This window comes from Arthrobacter sp. TWP1-1 (assembly GCF_049897845.1).
In the GTDB taxonomy this organism is placed as follows: domain Bacteria; phylum Actinomycetota; class Actinomycetes; order Actinomycetales; family Micrococcaceae; genus Specibacter.
In genome coordinates, this window is sequence record NZ_JAFCXC010000005.1 from 197,477 (window position 1) to 215,651 (window position 18,175).

The 18,175-nt window shown below is 61.8% G+C and carries 20 protein-coding genes; 17 read left to right on the forward strand and 3 right to left on the reverse strand.

The features are described from left to right. Positions 1 to 117 precede the first annotated feature (117 nt). Positions 118 to 549: a 30S ribosome-binding factor RbfA gene (gene rbfA, locus ACP7B9_RS11355; protein ID WP_425863418.1), complete on the forward strand. Its 432-nt coding sequence runs from the start codon at positions 118 to 120 to the stop codon at positions 547 to 549. 101 nt (positions 550 to 650) lie between these two features. On the opposite strand, the gene ACP7B9_RS11360 is transcribed toward rbfA, so the two are convergent. Then, positions 651 to 1,748: a ScyD/ScyE family protein gene (locus tag ACP7B9_RS11360; RefSeq protein ID WP_425863420.1), complete on the reverse strand. Its 1,098-nt coding sequence runs from the start codon at positions 1,746 to 1,748 to the stop codon at positions 651 to 653. A gap of 394 nt (positions 1,749 to 2,142) precedes the next feature. Between ACP7B9_RS11360 and truB the strand changes: the two genes are divergently transcribed. The 8 genes from truB (at position 2,143) to ACP7B9_RS11400 (ending at position 10,616) form a co-directional block, all read left to right on the forward strand. Continuing rightward, positions 2,143 to 3,144, forward strand: a complete 1,002-nt coding sequence (gene truB, locus ACP7B9_RS11365; RefSeq protein ID WP_425863422.1) for a tRNA pseudouridine(55) synthase TruB — start codon at positions 2,143 to 2,145, stop codon at positions 3,142 to 3,144. Beyond that, positions 3,141 to 3,572, forward strand: a complete 432-nt coding sequence (locus tag ACP7B9_RS11370) for a hypothetical protein (protein WP_425863424.1) — start codon at positions 3,141 to 3,143, stop codon at positions 3,570 to 3,572. Before truB ends, ACP7B9_RS11370 begins: the two co-directional genes overlap by 4 nt. Then, entirely contained in the window at positions 3,569 to 3,994 is a 426-nt protein-coding gene (locus ACP7B9_RS11375) for a hypothetical protein (RefSeq protein ID WP_425863425.1), read from the forward strand. The genes ACP7B9_RS11370 and ACP7B9_RS11375 overlap by 4 nt, the downstream gene beginning before the upstream one ends. Further along, positions 3,991 to 5,169 carry a GNAT family N-acetyltransferase gene (locus ACP7B9_RS11380; protein WP_425863427.1) on the forward strand — a complete coding sequence of 393 codons (1,179 nt, stop codon included), beginning with the start codon at positions 3,991 to 3,993 and terminating at the stop codon, positions 5,167 to 5,169. Before ACP7B9_RS11375 ends, ACP7B9_RS11380 begins: the two co-directional genes overlap by 4 nt. A gap of 82 nt (positions 5,170 to 5,251) precedes the next feature. Beyond that, a complete protein-coding gene (locus tag ACP7B9_RS11385; protein WP_425863428.1) occupies positions 5,252 to 6,193 on the forward strand; it encodes a bifunctional riboflavin kinase/FAD synthetase in 942 nt (313 codons plus the stop codon). A 176-nt stretch (positions 6,194 to 6,369) separates the two neighbouring features. Further along, positions 6,370 to 6,639, forward strand: coding sequence for a 30S ribosomal protein S15 (gene rpsO / locus ACP7B9_RS11390; protein WP_044579107.1), 270 nt, complete (start codon positions 6,370 to 6,372; stop codon positions 6,637 to 6,639). A 368-nt stretch (positions 6,640 to 7,007) separates the two neighbouring features. Beyond that, positions 7,008 to 9,248 carry a polyribonucleotide nucleotidyltransferase gene (locus ACP7B9_RS11395; RefSeq protein ID WP_425863429.1) on the forward strand — a complete coding sequence of 747 codons (2,241 nt, stop codon included), beginning with the start codon at positions 7,008 to 7,010 and terminating at the stop codon, positions 9,246 to 9,248. Positions 9,249 to 9,251: 3 nt separating this feature from the next. Next, complete coding sequence (locus tag ACP7B9_RS11400; protein ID WP_425863431.1) at positions 9,252 to 10,616, forward strand: M16 family metallopeptidase; 1,365 nt, start codon at positions 9,252 to 9,254, stop codon at positions 10,614 to 10,616. A 91-nt stretch (positions 10,617 to 10,707) separates the two neighbouring features. Here ACP7B9_RS11400 and ACP7B9_RS11405 read toward each other — a convergent pair whose 3' ends face one another. Further along, complete coding sequence (locus ACP7B9_RS11405) at positions 10,708 to 10,989, reverse strand: MoaD/ThiS family protein (RefSeq protein WP_425863433.1); 282 nt, start codon at positions 10,987 to 10,989, stop codon at positions 10,708 to 10,710. Positions 10,990 to 10,991: 2 nt separating this feature from the next. Then, complete coding sequence (moaA, locus tag ACP7B9_RS11410) at positions 10,992 to 12,107, reverse strand: GTP 3',8-cyclase MoaA (RefSeq protein ID WP_425863435.1); 1,116 nt, start codon at positions 12,105 to 12,107, stop codon at positions 10,992 to 10,994. Between the two features lie 180 nt (positions 12,108 to 12,287). On the opposite strand from moaA, the gene glp reads away from it, so the two are divergent. The 8 genes from glp (at position 12,288) to dapA (ending at position 18,173) form a co-directional block, all read left to right on the forward strand. Further along, positions 12,288 to 13,631 (forward strand): gephyrin-like molybdotransferase Glp, encoded by a 1,344-nt coding sequence (glp, locus tag ACP7B9_RS11415; RefSeq protein ID WP_425863437.1) that lies wholly within the window; start codon positions 12,288 to 12,290, stop codon positions 13,629 to 13,631. 53 nt (positions 13,632 to 13,684) lie between these two features. Beyond that, entirely contained in the window at positions 13,685 to 14,128 is a 444-nt protein-coding gene (gene moaC, locus ACP7B9_RS11420; RefSeq protein WP_425863580.1) for a cyclic pyranopterin monophosphate synthase MoaC, read from the forward strand. Further along, a complete protein-coding gene (locus ACP7B9_RS11425; RefSeq protein ID WP_425863439.1) occupies positions 14,125 to 14,625 on the forward strand; it encodes a MogA/MoaB family molybdenum cofactor biosynthesis protein in 501 nt (166 codons plus the stop codon). Before moaC ends, ACP7B9_RS11425 begins: the two co-directional genes overlap by 4 nt. Next, the gene (locus tag ACP7B9_RS11430) at positions 14,615 to 15,109 is read left to right on the forward strand and encodes a molybdenum cofactor biosynthesis protein MoaE (protein ID WP_425863441.1); all 495 of its coding nucleotides are present in this window, start codon (positions 14,615 to 14,617) and stop codon (positions 15,107 to 15,109) included. The genes ACP7B9_RS11425 and ACP7B9_RS11430 overlap by 11 nt, the downstream gene beginning before the upstream one ends. A gap of 10 nt (positions 15,110 to 15,119) precedes the next feature. After that, complete coding sequence (gene dapB, locus ACP7B9_RS11435) at positions 15,120 to 15,878, forward strand: 4-hydroxy-tetrahydrodipicolinate reductase (protein WP_425863443.1); 759 nt, start codon at positions 15,120 to 15,122, stop codon at positions 15,876 to 15,878. Positions 15,879 to 15,902: 24 nt separating this feature from the next. Further along, positions 15,903 to 16,355 (forward strand): hypothetical protein, encoded by a 453-nt coding sequence (locus ACP7B9_RS11440; protein ID WP_425863581.1) that lies wholly within the window; start codon positions 15,903 to 15,905, stop codon positions 16,353 to 16,355. A gap of 31 nt (positions 16,356 to 16,386) precedes the next feature. After that, a complete protein-coding gene (locus ACP7B9_RS11445; protein WP_425863445.1) occupies positions 16,387 to 17,175 on the forward strand; it encodes an alpha/beta fold hydrolase in 789 nt (262 codons plus the stop codon). Between the two features lie 92 nt (positions 17,176 to 17,267). After that, positions 17,268 to 18,173 carry a 4-hydroxy-tetrahydrodipicolinate synthase gene (gene dapA / locus ACP7B9_RS11450; RefSeq protein ID WP_425863446.1) on the forward strand — a complete coding sequence of 302 codons (906 nt, stop codon included), beginning with the start codon at positions 17,268 to 17,270 and terminating at the stop codon, positions 18,171 to 18,173. The last annotated feature ends 2 nt before the right edge of the window (positions 18,174 to 18,175 follow it).

Below are 18,175 nucleotides of genomic sequence, written 5' to 3' on the forward strand. Positions count from 1 at the left end.
ACCACGCCCCGGCGTGGACCTCAGTTGGCTGGGTGCCCATGTGGGCGCCCAGCCAACTTTGTATTCCCTAAGATGGTTTAAAACCGTCAGCATCTTTCCAGAATTTAGGAGTTCATCATGGCTGATTCAGCCCGCGCGTCCAAGCTGGCACAGCGCATCAAGGTTGTCGTGGCCGAGGGCCTCCGCACCAGGGTCAAGGATCCGCGCGTCGAAGGCATCACTGTCACCGACGCCCGTGTCACCAACGATCTGCAGCACGCCACCATTTACTACACGGTATTTGGTGACGAGACTGCAACCACTGAAGCAAAGATCGGTCTCGAGCGTGCCAAGGGTGTGCTCCGTGCCGAGGTCGGCAAGAACATCACCGTGCGTCTGACGCCCACCTTGGAATTCATCGCCGATGTGATCCCGGAGAACGCCTCAAACCTTGAAGCCCTCCTGCGCGTTGCCAAGGAGCGCGATGCCAAGTTGGCTGAGCTGTCCGCCAACGCCGAATTCGCCGGCGAGGCAGATCCCTACAAGTCCGCTGAGGACGACGAGGCCTAGCCAAAACGCTTGGCCAAACACGCTTAGCAAAAAGTACGACGTCGGCCATCACCTTTCTCGCGAAAGGTGACGGCCGACGTCGTTATTTAAGGAACGTGAATTTATCGCAAGCGCATGGTGACCAGGCTGCCCCCAGTTGCTGCGAGGGCGTTGGTGAGGGCAACGAGCGTATTGCCTTTGACCTGCACATCAGAGGCCATCATGGCCGGCAGGACGTTGACAGTACACCCGTTTTTCACGGTGCTGACGCCATCACCAAAGAGCTGGGCAACATAGACCGTGTTGTCCCGACTTACGGCAATGCCGGTGGGAGCAGCCAGGTTTTCGGCCAGAAGCTGCGTTACCCCACTCTGCAAGTGGACTCGGTAGACTTTTCCGACGCCCAGACCTTCCCCGGGAACGCCGGGCAAGACCGTGTAGTAGAGCCACTGGCCCTTGACCGTGACATCCGTCGGGACTGGCTGCGCATAATAGGTCAGCCCCAGCATGCAGTCCGGAACGATCATCCCCATTTGAGCAGCAAGTGCAATTACGGCTGCGTCAATCTCGATGGGTTCCGCTCGGAGAGCCTTGACCAGAGTCACATCGCCGTCGTCGGTCACATGCAAGATGGCATTGGCGCCGGCATCGCCCACGTATACGCCGTCGTCACCGGGTACGGATGAATAGGGATGCGAAAAGAGCTCGCCCGGGGACTGCATGTACGGGGCGAGGTCCAGACACTCATCTGAGGCGTCTCGGACACCGTAGATAGTGTCACCATCGGGGTTGTCGGTGGCTTCGAACTCACTCAAATCGGTGATCTGCGTTGTGACGCCGGCACTCGTGATCTTCATGAGCCGGGCCGGCAGCAAGACGCCGCCAGGCTCCGGCCCCGCGCCCTGGTCATTGTTGAAGTAGTAGGTGGTCCCGTCTTGGTAGGAGACGCCAGCAATTTCCTGCCCTGGCGCATTGACCAGCACGGACTTTTCGCCCGTTGCGGAAATGCTGCTGAGCAGTCCGGCGAAAGATTCGGCCACGAGAAAGCTGCCGTCGGGGCCAAAAGCCACCTTGAGTGGAGAGACCAAGCCTGAGGTGATCTCAGTGACTGGACCAGGAGTTGGACCAGGAGAGTTGCCGGATTGGGCCAATGCTGGCCCGGCGGTCATGATCATGGCACAGGTGCACGCGGCAGCAAGTGTTGCAATTCTTGATCTCATTATTTTCCCTTAGGGGGAGGGCCCTGTGATGACGGGCTGGTTCGGCTACAAACACCAAAGCCAAGAAAGTGTCGGCCTCAATGTGCCTACCTTTTCAGGTGACTGGATCGGTGTCCCCCAGAACCATCAGTCCCACTACTCCGATCCCGCAACCGGCTAGGCCACGCGGAACGAGCACCCTAAGTCTAAATCTGGGTCTCGATCGGGGTCAAAATAGATTTTCCACCAGGGAACTCGCCACGGAACCCACCTCGCAAACCCAGCGGAGGAATCGAATGGATTGTCGCGGCCGGGCATATTGGAAGTGATATTGCTCTCCCGTGCAGGGTGCCGTCTGCTGCCAACGTGGACCGGCATCATCAGGAGTGTCCGCTGTGCGGATATACTTCAAAGCGTGCTTTCTGGACTGGTAGTAGTAGACAAACCGCAGGGATGGACCAGCCACGATGTGGTTGGCCGAATGCGAAGGCTTGCAGGGACCCGAAAAGTGGGTCACGCAGGCACCTTGGACCCCATGGCTACCGGCGTGTTGGTGATTGGCGTCAATAAGGCCACCCGCCTCCTGACCTACATTGTGGGCACCTCCAAAACCTATGAGGCCACCATTCGCCTCGGTGCCACCACCATCACGGACGACGCCGAAGGTGAAGTTACGGCAACGTCGGCCACCGATGCGGTCACCGATGAGGCCATCGAGGCTGGAATCGCGAAACTCCGCGGCCCCATTTCGCAGGTGCCCAGCAGTGTCAGCGCCATCAAGGTCAACGGCGAGCGAGCCTATGCCCGGGTACGTGCCGGCGAAGAGGTCAAGCTTGCTTCCCGGCCGGTCACCATTCACTCCTTTGACGTGCTGGCCATCCGCCATGGCGTCGAGGCTGTGGCCACGGCTGATTCCGTGGACATTCCTGCGGACATTCCCGCGGACGCTCTAGCGGACGACGGCGTGCGCTACGTCGACATTGACGTCACCGTGCGCTGTTCTTCCGGAACCTATATCCGAGCCTTGGCCCGGGACCTTGGGTCCGATCTGGGCGTTGGCGGTCACCTCACCGCCTTGCGCCGCAGCGCCGTCGGGCCGTACACACTTGACCGCGCCCGCACCCTTGAGGAACTGGCCGAGAATCTGGAGATTCTCGACATTGCCGACGCTGCTCGCGCACTCATGCCAGTGCGTGAGCTAACCGCCGCCGAAGCCAACGAACTTTCCTTCGGGCGCCGCATTCCGGCCAGCCCCGAAGGAACTCACACCACCGAGGAGCCCGCGGCGGCCTTCTCCCCGGACGGAACGCTGGTTGCCCTTTTGGCGGACGCTGGCAAATATGCCAAGCCCGTCCTCGTCTTCCCGCCGGATCCCGAAGCCAAAGCCGCCGTCGTCACCGAAGGGCCCACGCAGTGATCCTTGACGCCTGGTTCATTATTGGCGCCATCGTTGGGTTGGCCTCCACCATCGTGTGTGTCGTTGCGGCGGTGATGAAAAAGAAACCCAACGATGTCACGCTCCTGGCCTTGGTCGCCGTCGAACTTTTCATGATTGCCTACGCGATCGGTTCGCTGGTTCGCTTGGTGAACGGGGTTCCACTCGTGGGCGAACCGTGGGAGTTCTGGGGTTATATCTTCACAGCGGCGGCATTGCCCGTGGCCGGTTTCTACTGGGCCATGATGGAACGCACGCACTGGTCGAACTACGTCATGGGCGCCGTGGGAGTCACGGTGGTAGTCATGCTGGCCCGCATGGCTCAGATTTGGTATGGCACGGGCCTCTCCGCCCTCTCCGCACAAGCCGCGCCGGCACTGGAATCACTTCAGCTAGGACTTGGATTATGAGCACTCCCAACACAGCCAATCAGGAAACGCCAACGGGCCGAACCTCGGGGCCCGGCCGGCTGCTGATCACGGTCTACGGAGTGTTCGCCATCTCTGCCACGGCCCGCGCGCTCCTCCAGATCGCCACAAAGTTTGATGAGGCCCCCGTGGCCTACACACTTTCCGCCTTCGCCGCGATCGTCTATATCGTTGCAACCGTCTCGCTGGCCAAGCCCGGCGCCAGATGGGCCACGATCGCCACGGTCGCCATCTGCATCGAACTTCTCGGCGTCCTGGTGGTTGGGGCCCTGAGCCTCTTCGATCCGGCCGCCTTCCAGCACGCTAGCGTCTGGAGCAAGTTCGGCCAGGGCTACGGCTACATTCCGCTGTTGCTGCCCATCGTCGGCTTGATCTGGCTCTACCGCCACCGGGAAGTGAAGTGAGTGCGCTAGAAAGTCTGGCGAATAACCCAGTTCTGAGCGACGGTGTCACAACCCTGCGTCGCTTCAGCGCTGCGGATGCGGAAGAATTTGCCGCCATTCACCGTGATCCGCTCAACATCAGGTGGACAGGTTCCCTGGCCACCATGGATACCGTGCAGGCGACCGGATACATCGACGGACACATCGCTGCAGGATGGGCAAATGGCACGGGCCTGCGCTTTGCCATCACTGAGCGCATTCAGGGAACCCCCGAGGTAGTGGGGACCTTGAGCCTGCAGGAAGTTTTCGCAACAGTGAAGGGCGGATCGGCGCGTGTGGGCATCAAGATGCTGCCTTCCGGTCGAGGCACGGGAGCCGCCCAGCGAGCCATGGAGCTATTGTGCGGCTACGCGTTCGGCAATCTTGGGCTGACGTACCTGCACTGGTTCTGTACGGCTGGGAATCGCGGAAGCACTTCGCTGGCGGAGCGCTGTGGATTTGTCCTTGCGGCGCAGATTCCCGGAATGGGCCATGTTGACGCGGAAGTGGCCCCCGGCCTGATCTACAGCCAGACCGCCGTCCAATGGGACAGGCGGGAGGATCGTCTGGACGTGGCCCCTTTGGTGCCCGAACTGCGCGGAGAAAGTGTGGTGCTGCGTGCCTTGACCATGGCCGATGCCCCGGTGTTGGTTGAAAATTGCCGCAGTCTGGAAGCCATCCGGTGGACCACCGTACCGATCGGCTACTCCGCGGACCACGCAGAATACTTCATCAAGACCATCACCGTGGATGGCTGGACGACGGGGGAGACGCTGACCTTCGCCGTGGCTGACGCAGAAACGGATGAGTTCCTTGGCACGATTGACCTGCAGTGCAAGAATCCCGGAACGGCCAGCGTTGGTATCAATATGGGCCCTCACGCCCGAGGTACGGGGGCTTCCGAAGAAGCCGTTCGGCTGCTCCTTGACTACGCCTTTAACCATCTCAATCTCAGCTACGTGCACTGGAGCGCCATGGTCGAGAATTGGGCCAGCCGGAAACTTGCCTGGAAGTTGGGATTTCGTTTTGAAGGCCTCCTCCGCGGCGCCTACAACGATCGCGGAAATCCCACCGATCTGTGGCAATTCTCGCTGGCCGATGGCGAACCAAGCACGCCACAGCACGCATGGGACGGACCTGTTCTCCCTAGCAGGTAATCTTGGAAGGGTCTTGACCCATCCGTGACAAATCCGGGCGCGACCATCAAGCGCCGAGCAACTAATTGAACGAGGAACAGTAGTGCAGATTTGGAACTCCATGGAGGAAGTTCCCGAGAGCTTTGGCCCTTGCGTGGTCACTCTGGGAAACTTTGACGGGCTGCACCGCGGGCACCAAGAAGTCTTGGGGCAGGTCCGTGCCGAAGCGGCGCGGCGCGGTGCACTCTCGGTTGCCCTGACCTTCGATCCGCACCCGGCCAAGATCCACAGGCCAGAAACAGCACCGGAACAGATCATGGGCCACGCTGACAAGCTCGCCGCCATGGCGGAACTCGGGCTGGATGCTGTTCTCGTTCTGCCCTATACCCTCGAATTTGCCCAGCAAACGCCCGAGGAATTTGTTCGGAACGTGTTTGTGGATGGCCTTGGCGCATGTGCCGTCGTGGTTGGCCACGATGTTCGCTTCGGTAAGGGAAACACCGGCGACCTCTCAACCATGGTGAGCCTAGGGGCTGACCTAGGATTCGACGTCGTGGTTGTCAACGATGAGGGCCATGACCGCCGCTGGTCCTCGACCTGGGTGCGCGAGGCCTTGCGGAGCGGCGATGTTGACACGGCCGCCGGAGTGTTGGGGCGCGCCCACACCATGAGTGGAGAGGTGGTGCACGGCGCCGCCCGCGGGCGTGAACTGGGATTTCCCACCGCGAACCTCTCTCCCGATGCCTGCGGCATCATTCCCTCCGACGGCGTGTATGCCGGGTGGCTGACGGACACCGATGGACACCGCTGGCCGGCCGCCATCTCCGTAGGATCAAACCCAACATTTGTTGGGGTCAGCCGGCAGGTTGAGGCCTATGTGATCAACAGGCCCGAGGAGTCGGTGGAGGACTTCGACCTGTACGGGCAGCACGTCGTGGTCGAATTTGTGCAGCGTTTGCGGGGCATGGTCGCCTACACCGGCCCGGAGGCTCTCATCGAACAAATGCACCAAGATGTCGTGGACACCCGCGTAATTCTTGGCTAAGTGACACACCACACTGAGTTCAAGCTCACCCGCTTCGACAGAACCAGACTTTCTGCACTAAACTGAAAGGTGGAATCTGGCTGCAGTCCGTGGTGGCTGGATTCAACTGTGTTAGGCCAAGAAATTGATCCGACGCGCAGTTCAACATGTTCACGGCACATTCATAGGAGTTACTTGTGGCACTTGAAGCCGCTGTAAAGCAAGAAATCATGCAGGCTTTCGCAACCAGCGAAGGCGACACCGGTTCGCCCGAGGTTCAGGTAGCGATGCTCTCACGACGCATCTCTGACCTGACCGAGCACCTGAAGATGCACAAGCACGATCACCACACCCGCCGCGGCCTCATGGGCCTGGTTGGTCGCCGTCGTCGCCTGCTTGGCTACCTGAAGGACACCGACATCGCCCGCTACCGTACGCTCATCGAGCGCCTCGGTCTGCGCCGCTAGTTATGTGACCAAAGGCGGCCTTCCTCGTACTTGAGACTTCGTGTCTGGGTGTTGGAAGGCCGCCTTTCACAGTGTAGAAACCTATATTGTGAAGAGTGTGCCGTCTGCTCCGGTAGGCGGCACACCAGCACTGCCAACTCCTGCGTAGCAAGGACGAACCCGCCGCATTCACGCATTCGTGGTCCTCGGTAGTGGCCTCCGGGAAGAAGCGCTTAGACGCTTCTCGCCCGTGGGCCTCGATCGAAGACCGGATGTTGTACAGAGAGCCACAGCACGATCCGGTGGTGATCCTGGGAAGAATGCACGGTGCCGATCCTTGGCAGGGGTTCAAAGACGAACATCTACCGAGAAATGGAGGTGACTCTCATATGGAGGGTCCCGAGATTCAGTATTCAGAGGCTGTCATTGACAACGGCCGCTACGGCAAGCGGGTTGTCCGCTTCGAGACCGGCCGCCTTGCCCAGCAAGCCGCCGGCGCAGCCATGGTTTACATTGACGAAGACACCGTTCTGCTGTCGGCCACCTCGGCCGGCAAGCAGCCGCGTGAAGGCTTCGACTTCTTCCCGCTGACCGTTGATGTGGAAGAGCGCATGTATGCTGCTGGCCGCATCCCGGGCAGCTTCTTCCGCCGAGAAGGCCGCCCCTCAACGGAAGCCATCCTGGCCTGCCGTTTGATGGACCGCCCGTTGCGTCCGGCATTCGTCAAGGGCCTGCGCAACGAAGTTCAGATCGTTGTTACGGTTCTGGCTATCAACCCCGACGTGCTTTACGACGTGGTAGCTATCAACGCTTCCTCCATGTCAACGCAGCTCTCGGGCTTGCCGTTCTCCGGCCCCATCGGTGGCGTTCGCGTTGCCTTGATCGACGACGGACAGGGCCCCCAGTGGGTTGCTTTCCCGAAGCACTCCGAGCTGGAAAACGCCGTGTTCAACATGGTTGTTGCCGGCAAGGTTGCCGGTGACGACGTTGCCATCATGATGGTGGAAGCCGAAGCTACCGACAACTCCTGGAACCTCATCAAGGAAAAGGGCCACCAGGCCCCCACCGAAGAGGTTGTCTCCGAGGGTCTGGAAGCGGCAAAGCCGTTCATCAAGGCACTGTGCGACGCTCAGGCTGACTTGGCTGCTCGCGCCGCCAAGCCCACCATGACGTTCCCGATCTTCCTTGACTACGAGGATGACGCTTACGCCGCCGTTGAGAAGGCTTCGGCTACCAAGCTGGCAGCCGTGTTCACCATCGCCGACAAGCAGGAGCGCGACAACGCCTCCGACGCTTTGAAGGATGAGACTCTGGCTGCATTGGCCGGCAACTTCGCAGGCCGCGAGAAGGAACTCTCCGCAGCGTTCCGTTCGGTGACCAAGCAGGTTATCCGCCAGCGCATCCTCACCGAGCAGGTTCGTATCGATGGCCGTGGCCTGACGGACATCCGCCAGCTCACCGCCGAGGTTGAGGTTCTTCCTCGCGTTCACGGTTCGGCAATCTTCGAACGCGGCGAGACCCAGATCCTGGGTGTCACCACGTTGAACATGTTGAAGATGGAACAGCAGATTGACTCGCTGAGCCCGGTAACGCGCAAGCGCTACATGCACAACTACAACTTCCCGCCGTACTCCACCGGTGAAACCGGCCGCGTGGGCTCGCCCAAGCGCCGCGAAATCGGTCACGGCGCCCTGGCCGAACGCGCCATCGTGCCCGTTCTGCCTTCGCGTGAGGAATTCCCCTACGCCATCCGCCAGGTATCCGAGGCATTGAGCTCGAACGGCTCAACGTCCATGGGTTCCGTTTGTGCATCGACCCTGTCGCTGCTCAACGCTGGTGTCCCGTTGAAGGCCCCCGTTGCCGGTATCGCCATGGGCTTGGTCTCCGACCAGGTTGACGGCCAGACCCGCTACGCTGCCCTGACCGATATCCTCGGCGCCGAAGATGCTTTCGGTGACATGGACTTCAAGGTTGCCGGTACCGCAGAGTTCGTTACGGCCATCCAGCTTGATACCAAGCTCGACGGCATCCCGGCCTCCGTTCTGGCTGCTGCACTGAAGCAGGCTCGCGAAGCTCGCTTGCACATCCTCAGCGTTCTGACCAGCGCCATCGACGTACCGGACGAGCTCTCCGAGTTCGCGCCTCGCGTCATCGCGGTCAAGATCCCCGTTGACAAGATCGGCGAGGTCATTGGGCCGAAGGGCAAGATGATCAACCAGATCCAGGAAGACACCGGAGCTGACATCTCGATTGAAGATGACGGCACGGTCTACATCGGTGCAACGAACGGTCCGTCAGCTGACGCCGCTCGTTCAGCGATCAACGCAATCGCCAACCCTCAGATTCCTGAAATTGGCGAGCGTTACCTGGGCACAGTTGTCAAGACCACTACGTTCGGTGCGTTCATCTCGCTCACACCGGGCAAGGATGGTCTGCTGCACATCTCCGAGCTCCGCAAGCTGGCCAATGGCAAGCGCGTGGACAACGTTGATGACGTAGTTTCCGTTGGCCAGAAGATCCAGGTGGAAATCACCAAGATCGATGACCGCGGCAAGCTCTCCCTCTCACCGGTTGTTGCCGATGGAGAGAACGCTGATGAAGATGTAGCTGCCGAAAGCGCTGCTGAATAATTCATGGCGATTACCCTTTTGCCGCTGTTAAGCGCAGCTGATGGCATGAACGGCAGCGACTCCACACTCATCTCGGGCCAGAGCGGCGGTGCCATTGTGCGCCGCTCGGTCCTGCCCGGGGGAGTGCGAGTCCTCACCGAGTCCATGCCCGGTCAGCGCAGTGCGACAATCGGGTTTTGGGTTGGTGTTGGCTCTCGGGATGAAACCGAGGGCCAACACGGCTCAACCCATTTCCTTGAGCACTTGTTGTTCAAGGGCACCAAGCGCCGTACCGCCTTGGAGATTGCCTCCGCCTTTGACGAGGTGGGTGGCGAGTCCAACGCGGCCACGGCCAAGGAAAGTACCTGCTACTACGCACGCGTGCTGGATACCGACCTGCCCATGGCCATCGACGTCATCGCCGACATGGTCACCTCCGCCGTGATTGACCCGGCCGAGCTTGAGCAGGAACGCGACGTCATTCTTGAGGAAATCGCCATGGATGGCGATGACCCCACGGACGTGGCGCACGAACAATTTGTTGCAGCTGTGTTGGGCGACCATGCTCTTGGCCGCCCCATTGGCGGCACACCCGAAGCTATCAAGGCTGTGCCTAGGGCTTCGGTATGGGACCACTACCAGCTGCATTACCGACCCGACACCTTGGTCATTACCGCCGCGGGCGGCCTGGACCACGATGAGGTTTGTGCACAGGTGCTTCAGGCGCTGCGCACGGCTGGATGGTCACTTGACGAAGGAATTGCTCCGGCACCGCGCCGCTCGAGTGATCCCGTTGAAGTGTCCGGCACTGCCGGATTGCATGTGGTCAACCGACAGGTTGAACAGGCCAACATCATCATGGGTTGCCCGTCGCTGCGCGCCACTGATTCGCGCCGTTACGTCATGAGCGTGCTGAATTCCGTTCTGGGTGGCGGCATGTCCTCGCGCCTCTTCCAGGAAATCCGCGAAAAGCGGGGACTGGTTTACTCCACGTATTCCTTTGCCTCCTCCTATGCCGACACCGGCTACTTTGGCATGTACGCAGGCTGCGCACCGGCCAAGGTTGGCCAGGTCATCGGCCTGCTCACCGCAGAACTGGAAAAGCTGGCGGAGCATGGCGTCAGTGATGCTGAGTTGTCCAAGGCGCTGGGCCAGCTTGCTGGCGGCATTGTCCTGGCTCTCGAGGACAGCGGCTCCCGCATGTCGCGACTGGGCCGGGCCGAACTGGTCACCGGCGAATTCCTGGACATTGATGAGTCACTGGATCGAATCCGCAAGGTCACAGCCGCAGAGGTGCAGGACCTTGCTCGTGAATTGGCCGGTTCTCCGCGCACCATAACTGTGGTGGGTCCGTTCGAGGAAACCGAAACCTTCGGTCTGACGCTCTAACCGATAGCTTAGTTTTCGCGCCCGTTCCCCAATAATGCGCCCCGTCTACGGGTAGCGAAAACGGGGGACGGGCGCGAAAGCCATTTAAGGCTTAGCCGCCGGCGAAGGGCGGGAGGACGTCGACGACGTCGCCCGCTTCCAAGACTGCCGACAGGTCCCGGGCGGCCACCTCGTTGACGAGGAAACTGCACCGGGTCAGGATGTCTGCCAGCGGGGGAGTGTGAGGAGAGGCCGACGTCGGAAAGCTCGCCACGAGCGTGGCCGAAAGCTCGGCAAGGGTGAAGGGTTCCGTTCCGGCCAGCGTGGCGACGTCAACGAGCTGTTCCTCGACGCCAGTGGCGGCCGCTGCTGCGGCAAAAAATCGTACGTTCACGCTCATCCTCCGATGGCACTCATGCTGCGGTCGGGCTGGACAAAATCGGCGTCGCCTAGGCCTGGATGGCCCATGCCGTGTGCGCGCGGCTTGGCCCACATGGCATCCATCCAGCGGTTGGTGACGGCGTCGTCGTCGGCCGCCGAGGTGCCTGCCCGCAACAAGGCCAGCAGATCAACTTCGGTCAGTGAAAATAGGCAGCTCATGACCTTGCCTTCGGCCGTGATGCGGGTACGGCGGCAGTCGGTGCAGAACGGTTCGGTGACGGAGGCGACGATGCCCACGGTGCCCAGGAGTTCCGTTGAACCGTGATGCCGAACCTCGAAGCGCTCGGCGGGTGCCCCATCCCGGGCGCGCGGATCGGGTGACAGCTCAAAGTCGCTTGCCAGCAGTCCACGCATTTCGGCAGCCGTGATCATGCCCTCGCGGGTCCAGCCGTGATCGGCATCAAGCGGCATCTGTTCGATGAATCGGAGCTCATATCCGCGGTCAAGACTCCACTGCAGCAGCTCGGCCGCGTGCCCGTCATTGATGCCGCGCAACAGCACGGCGTTGATCTTGATGGGTGCCAGCCCGGCGGCCGATGCGGCCTCGATACCGGCAAGAACCTGGTCAAGGAACGGCCGGCGCGTCAGTTGCAGGAAGGCGTCGTGATGCAGTGTGTCCATGGAAACATTGAGCCGCGTCAGCCCGGCGTCGGCGAGCGCCTGCGCCCTTTTCGCCAGCCCAACACCGTTGGTGGTCAAGGAAATAGGTAGATCGGGGTGATTCTGGCGCAGCGCCGCAATGATCTCAACGAGGTCAGCGCGAACCAGTGGCTCGCCACCTGTCAGCCGTAGTTCCCGGACACCCAGCCGGTTCACGCCAAGGCCAACGAGCCGGACAATTTCGGCCGCAGTGAGCAGCTTGTCCTTCTTGAGCCACTCGAGCCCGGCCTCGGGCATGCAGTAGCTGCACCGCAGATTGCACTTGTCCGTCAACGAGAGGCGCATGTCCGTGGCGGCGCGACCAAATTGGTCCAGCAGACCGTTCTCTTCACCGCCAGTGCGCGGCAGGCCAGCTCCCGGGGAGCCAGGGCGCACTACCGGTAGGCCCAATGCCACACGTTCGCTTTCCATCCCTCAACGCTACGCCATTATTGGGCGCCCGGCGCTGTCGCGTCCACTCTTTGGTGCCCAATGGCCATGAATGTGAAGAACGACGGCGCCACCTGCCCTTCCGTGCCGCGTACGTCCCAGCCGGCTCGCCTAGGATTGGGGGGAGAGGGAGCGCCGCGCTGCCCCCGCCGGGAGGACACCATGCGTAGAACAGTTGCCGAACACCAGCACGCCGTTGAAGAACTCTTGCGCCGGAGCTGGGCCGATCTCCCGGGCTCCGCCACCAGAGGGTCAGACACGGCCGTTGCCAACACGGAACTGACAGCTAATACGGAACTGCCGCTGATGCAGGCACGTGGGCGCGTGCTGGCCACGGATCTGACCGCCCCCGTGGACCTGCCGCCCTTTGCCAATTCGCAGATGGATGGCTATGCCGTCCACGTGGACCATAAACAACCACGAGACGTTGATTCAAAGAAATCAACCAGCTACGGGGTCGTCGCCACCATAGCGGCTGGTGCGGTACCGGCCCCGCTGGTTCGTGGAACGGCGGCACCCATCATGACCGGTGCAATGATTCCGGCCGGGGCCAATGCCGTGATCCCGATCGAGCAGGCAATCCCAGATCATTTTGGCGCAGCCGGCGAAACCGTTGACCTTCCTCCAACGGCGCCCGGCACCTTTGTCCGGGCCCAGGGGAGCGACGTTCGGCGAGGAGATACGGTCATTGCCGCCGGAACACTGCTCAATGCCGCCCATCTGGGGTTGGCGGCGGCACTGGGCATGACCCAACTTCCGGTCAAACGGAAGCCTCGGGTCCTGCTGCTGACAACCGGTGACGAGGTGGTATCGCCAGGAGATCCCGTGGCCGCTGACGGACTGCCGGCCGGGATGATCTTCGATGCCAACGAATCATTGCTGCGTGCCAGCTTTGAGGCGGCGGGTGTGGATGTGGTCAAGTCCTTGGTTGTCAGGGATGACCCCGAAGGTTTGCTCCAACTCCTCGACGACTTTGTGGCCGGCTCGGTCTCCGGGGCTTCCTCGGAACCTGGTTGCGAGCTGATCATTTCGGTAGGGGGCATCAGCGCTGGAGCTTTTGAGGTGGTCAAACAGGCCCTGACGCTGGCCAAGGACCACGCACAGGTGGATTTTGGGCACGTAGCCATGCAACCGGGAGGTCCTCAAGCCGCGGGCAGCTACAGAGGTATTCCCTTTCTTGGTTTTCCGGGCAACCCCGTCAGCGCCTTTGTGTCTTTCGAAGTCTTTCTCCGCCCGGCGTTGTCCGCCCTCATCGGCGCCCCGGCACTGCGGCCACGTGTGCTCGCCACATTGGAGCACGCTATGAGCTCTCCGGCGGGAAAGCTCCAGATTCGCCGCGGCATCTACTCCGGGCCGGAATTCGAATCGGCAGCATCCGTGCGTGAAATTGGTGGCCCGCAATCCCATTTGCTGTCCGCCCTGGCCCAAGCCAACGCCTTCATCACCATTCCAGCAGGCGTCACCGAATTGCAGGCCGGCGCAAAAGTGGAAGTATTGCTGTTGTGACTACCTCAGATACACCTTCCCTGACCCACCTGCGGCACGACGGAACTGCCGCCATGGTGGATGTTTCCGACAAAGCCGTCACCACCCGTGAGGCCACCGCCACCGGCACGGTGAACACCACGGCCGCCGTCATGAAATTGCTTGGCGCGGGAGGCCTGCCCAAGGGTGACGCCCTGGCCGTGGCCCGGGTTGCCGGCACTATGGGGGCCAAAAAGACGCCTGAGCTGATTCCGCTGTGCCACCCGTTGCCGATCTCCAAGGTCACAGTCGATTTTGAACTGGGTGAAACGTTCGTGACAGTGCTGGCAACCGTGAAGACACGGGGAGTCACCGGTGTGGAGATGGAAGCGCTGACAGCCGTATCCGTCGCGGCGCTCAGCGTGTACGACATGATCAAGGCCGTGGATAAGCACGCAGTCATTTCCGGCATCCAGGTGCTGGCCAAGAGTGGCGGCAAGAGCGGCGACTGGGTTGCCGGCGAAGGTCAGCAGCCATGAGCGCCTGCGAACCCGGCAACCATCTTGGTACGGCGGCTGTCATTATTGCCTCAACCCGTGCGGCCATGGGTACCTATGAAGACCTCACCGGCCCCGTCATCGCCGAATGGCTGGGGGAACACGGCTTCGACGCCATGGACCCCATCGTTGTTCCCGACGGGGCTCCAGTAGGCGCGGCTCTGCGAGCAGTGCTGACGCAACATCCCGCCGTCGTTCTGACCAGCGGCGGAACAGGACTGAGCCCGGATGACCAGACACCGGAGATGACCCTGCCGCTGATCGAGCGGGACATCCCGGGCATCATGGAGGCCGTTCGTGCGGCCGGGATGCTCAAGACACCCATGGCCGCCTTGAGTAGGGGACACGCCGGACTGGCTGGCCGGACGCTGATCGTGAACCTGCCCGGTTCTCCCTCCGGCGTCATGGACGGGCTGGCAGTGCTGGACCCCATCATCAAACACCTCTGCGAGCAAGTTGGCGGCCATCATGGGCACTAGTATCGAAATCGTTTTTGCCGGACTCAGCGCTGAACCCATCTCCGTGGACTCCGCCATCGCCGCGGTGGAATCGGACACCGCCGGGGCCGTGGTCTCCTTCAGTGGTATTGTGCGAAACCACGACGGCGGCAAGCAGGTGGCGCGGTTGAGTTACAGCGCGCATCCCCTCGCCACCGGCGTGCTCCGCGCTGTGGTTGCTTCCCTCGTGGAAGACAGCAGCGGGGGAGCCATCCTCGATCCCAGCGGGCACCCCGTGCGAATTTGGGTGGCGCACCGCGTGGGACCCTTGGAAATCGGTGAGCCCGCCCTAATCGCCGCCGTTGCCTCCTCACATAGGGCCGAAGCATTTGAGCTGTGTTCCGCGCTCGTGGAACGCATCAAGGCCGAGGTGCCCATCTGGAAAGAGCAGTTCTTCACTGACGGTTCGGTGGAATGGGTGGGGGCCGGGCAGCTGCCGGATCAGGCAGGGACGGAAACCCAGTAGTCTTAAACGCATGAGTGAATTGCTGAAGGTTGCCGTACTCGGTGCCAAGGGACGAATGGGAACGGCCGCTGTAGCGGCCATTGGTGCTGCACCGGATCTGGAATTGGTGGCAGCCTTGGGTCGCAACGATTCCCTAGAGCAACTGGTTGAGCTGGGTGCCCAGGTTGTGGTGGATCTGACCGTGCCGGATTCAACGGAAGCCAATGTGCACTTCGCCATCAAGCACGGCATTCACGCCGTGGTTGGCACCACCGGTTGGGATGCCTCACGGCTCTCCGCGCTGGAAGAACTCCTGGCACAGCACCCCGAAACTGGCGTGTTGATCGCCCCTAATTTTGCTCTCGGATCCGTGCTGGCAACCCGCTTCGCCGCCCAGGCCGCACGGTACTTCGACTCGGTCGAAATCATCGAGCTCCACCACCCACGCAAGGTCGATGCGCCTTCCGGCACGGCGTTGCGCACCGCCCAGCTGGTGGCCGCAGCCCGCGCCGCCGCAGGTGTTCCGGCGGCCCCCGATGCCACCGAAACCGAGCTCGACGGCGCCCGCGGCGCCTCGATCGACGGCATCCCCGTGCACAGCGTCCGCCTCGCCGGCCTCGTTGCACATCAAGAGGTGCTGTTGGGCAGTCACGGCGAAGCCTTGACCATCCGCCATGATTCCTTCAACCACGAATCGTTCATGCCCGGCGTCCTGCTCGGCGTACGGACCGTTGGAACCCGCCCCGGCCTGACGGTTGGCCTTGACGGCTACCTGGATCTGGAGGGTTAGGCCGTGGCAAACGCATTCGCCAAAATGAAAATCTCCAAAACTAAAATCTGGGTCGGCCTGATCACCCTGCTGCTGGTGTTTTACATCGTGGTCATGATGCAGCGCGCTGTGCTGCTGCTCGGCGACTCGGACTGGATTGCCAAGCTGCTGGGGCTTTCCTACTTCGTCATCCCGCTCGTGGCGGCGTGGGCCTTGATCAGCGAGATCCTCTTCGGCGCCCGAACCGAAAAGATGGCCAACGTCCTTGAAGCTGAGGGCGGTCTTCCCGAGGACAACCTGCCCCGGACTCCCGCCGGCCGGATCGTCCGCGAAGCCGCCGATGCAGAATTTGAAAAGTACAAGCTGGAAGCCGAGGCTGCCCCGGAAGACTGGCGCTCCTGGTTCCGACTTTCCTGCGCCTACGATGCCTCCGGGGATCGCAGCCGGGCCCGCAAAACCATGCGTGACGCCGTCGCACTTTTCCGCGCCCACCCCTAAGCTGAACCGCCGCCACCAGGAGGGCTCACCCATGGCCATTGCACACAACCCGCACGACGGCGTCGAGCTTTCCTATGACGTGGTCGGGGAGGGCGAGCCCATCCTGTTGGTCCACGGCAGCGCCCTGAGTAAGGCGATCTGGCGCGGATTTGGCTACACCAAGGCCCTTCGGGAGACCTACCAGGTCATCGCCATGGACCTGCGCGGACACGGCCGTAGCGGCAAACCGCACGCCCAAACCGACTACCTCATGGACACGTTCGTGGCCGACGCACTCGCCGTTCTTGATGCGGCCGGCGCGCACCAAGCACACTACGGCGGATATTCGGTGGGTGCCCGCCTTGGCTTCTCACTCGCCGTCGCCGCTCCCGAACGGCTCCTCTCGCTGACATCGTTGGGCGGCACCTTCCGGATCCAGCCCGGCAGCATTGGCCGGCTGTTCTTTCCCGAGTACGACGCCGCCCTCGGCTCGGGCGGTATGCCCGCCTTTATCGATGGGTGGGAGGCTGCCATCGGCGGGCCTCTGGATGCCCAAACCAGGGCGGCTTTCTTGGCCAACGATGGCCCCGCGCTCAGGGCCTACTTTGCCCAGACGGAGGCCGATCCGGCCATCCCGGAAGAAGACATTGCCGAAATTGCGCTGCCTGCACTGCTGATGGCTGGCACCGAGGACCGGGCCCGGTTGGCGGATTCCACGCGTGCCGTTGAACTCATGCCCAATGCACGCCTCGTGGAGCTGCCTGGCCGCAACCACGGAAACACGCTCATCCCGTCCGGTCCCGTGCTCGATCAATGGCTGCCGTTCCTGCGCTCGCTCTAAAATCGCGGGTGTGGGCCGGTGTGGGCAATACTGCAGGCCGATTTGTGGACGGCGTTGCGCAAAATCACCGCCGAGCAGGTAACGTTTTAGCTATGTCTGCAACTCAAATCTCCTCCCGCCCGTTTGGTACTTTGGTGCCCGCCATGGTCACCCCTTTCACTGCCGATGGGGCAGTGGATTACAAGGCGGCCGGCGAGCTCGCTAACAAACTTATCGACGGCGGCTGTGACGGCATTCTTGTCACGGGCACGACCGGCGAAACCTCCACCCTGACGGACGAGGAAAACCTGGGCATGTTCCAGGCCGTGATCGACGCCGTTGGCGGCCGTGCCCGCGTCATCGCCGGCACCGGAACCAACGACACCCGTCACTCCATTAGCCTGTCCCAGCGCGCGGCGAAGCTGGCCATCGACGGACTGTTGATTGTCACCCCGTACTACAACAAGCCCAGCCAGGCCGGTATCCAGGCCCACTTCGAAGCCATCGCCGGTGCAACTGACCTGCCCGTGATGCTGTACGACATTCCCGGCCGTGCCGGGGTGCCCATCCACACGGAGACCATCATTAAGTTGGCTGCACACCCGCAGATCACCGCCTTGAAGGACGCTAAGGCCGACTTCACCGAAACCAGCCGCGTCCTGGCCAACACCGACCTTGATGTTTACTCGGGCGACGACGGACTGACGCTGCCGCTGATGGCCGCCGGCGCCGTCGGACTTGTCAGTGTCAGCGCCCACATTGCTCCCCAGCAGTTCCGCGCGCTCATCGATGCCGCGGCGGCTGGCGACTTCGTCACCGCCCGCCAGATCCACTTCGCACTGGACCCGATCATCCGTGCCGCGATGGGCCATGTTCAGGGCGCCGTGGCTGTCAAGCAAATTCTTAAGTGGCAGGGAATCCTGTCCAACTCGGTTGTTCGCTTGCCCCTCGTGGAGCCGAGCGAAGCCGAGATCGCCATGATCAAGGCTGACCTTGCGGAAGCTGGAATGGAACTCTAAAC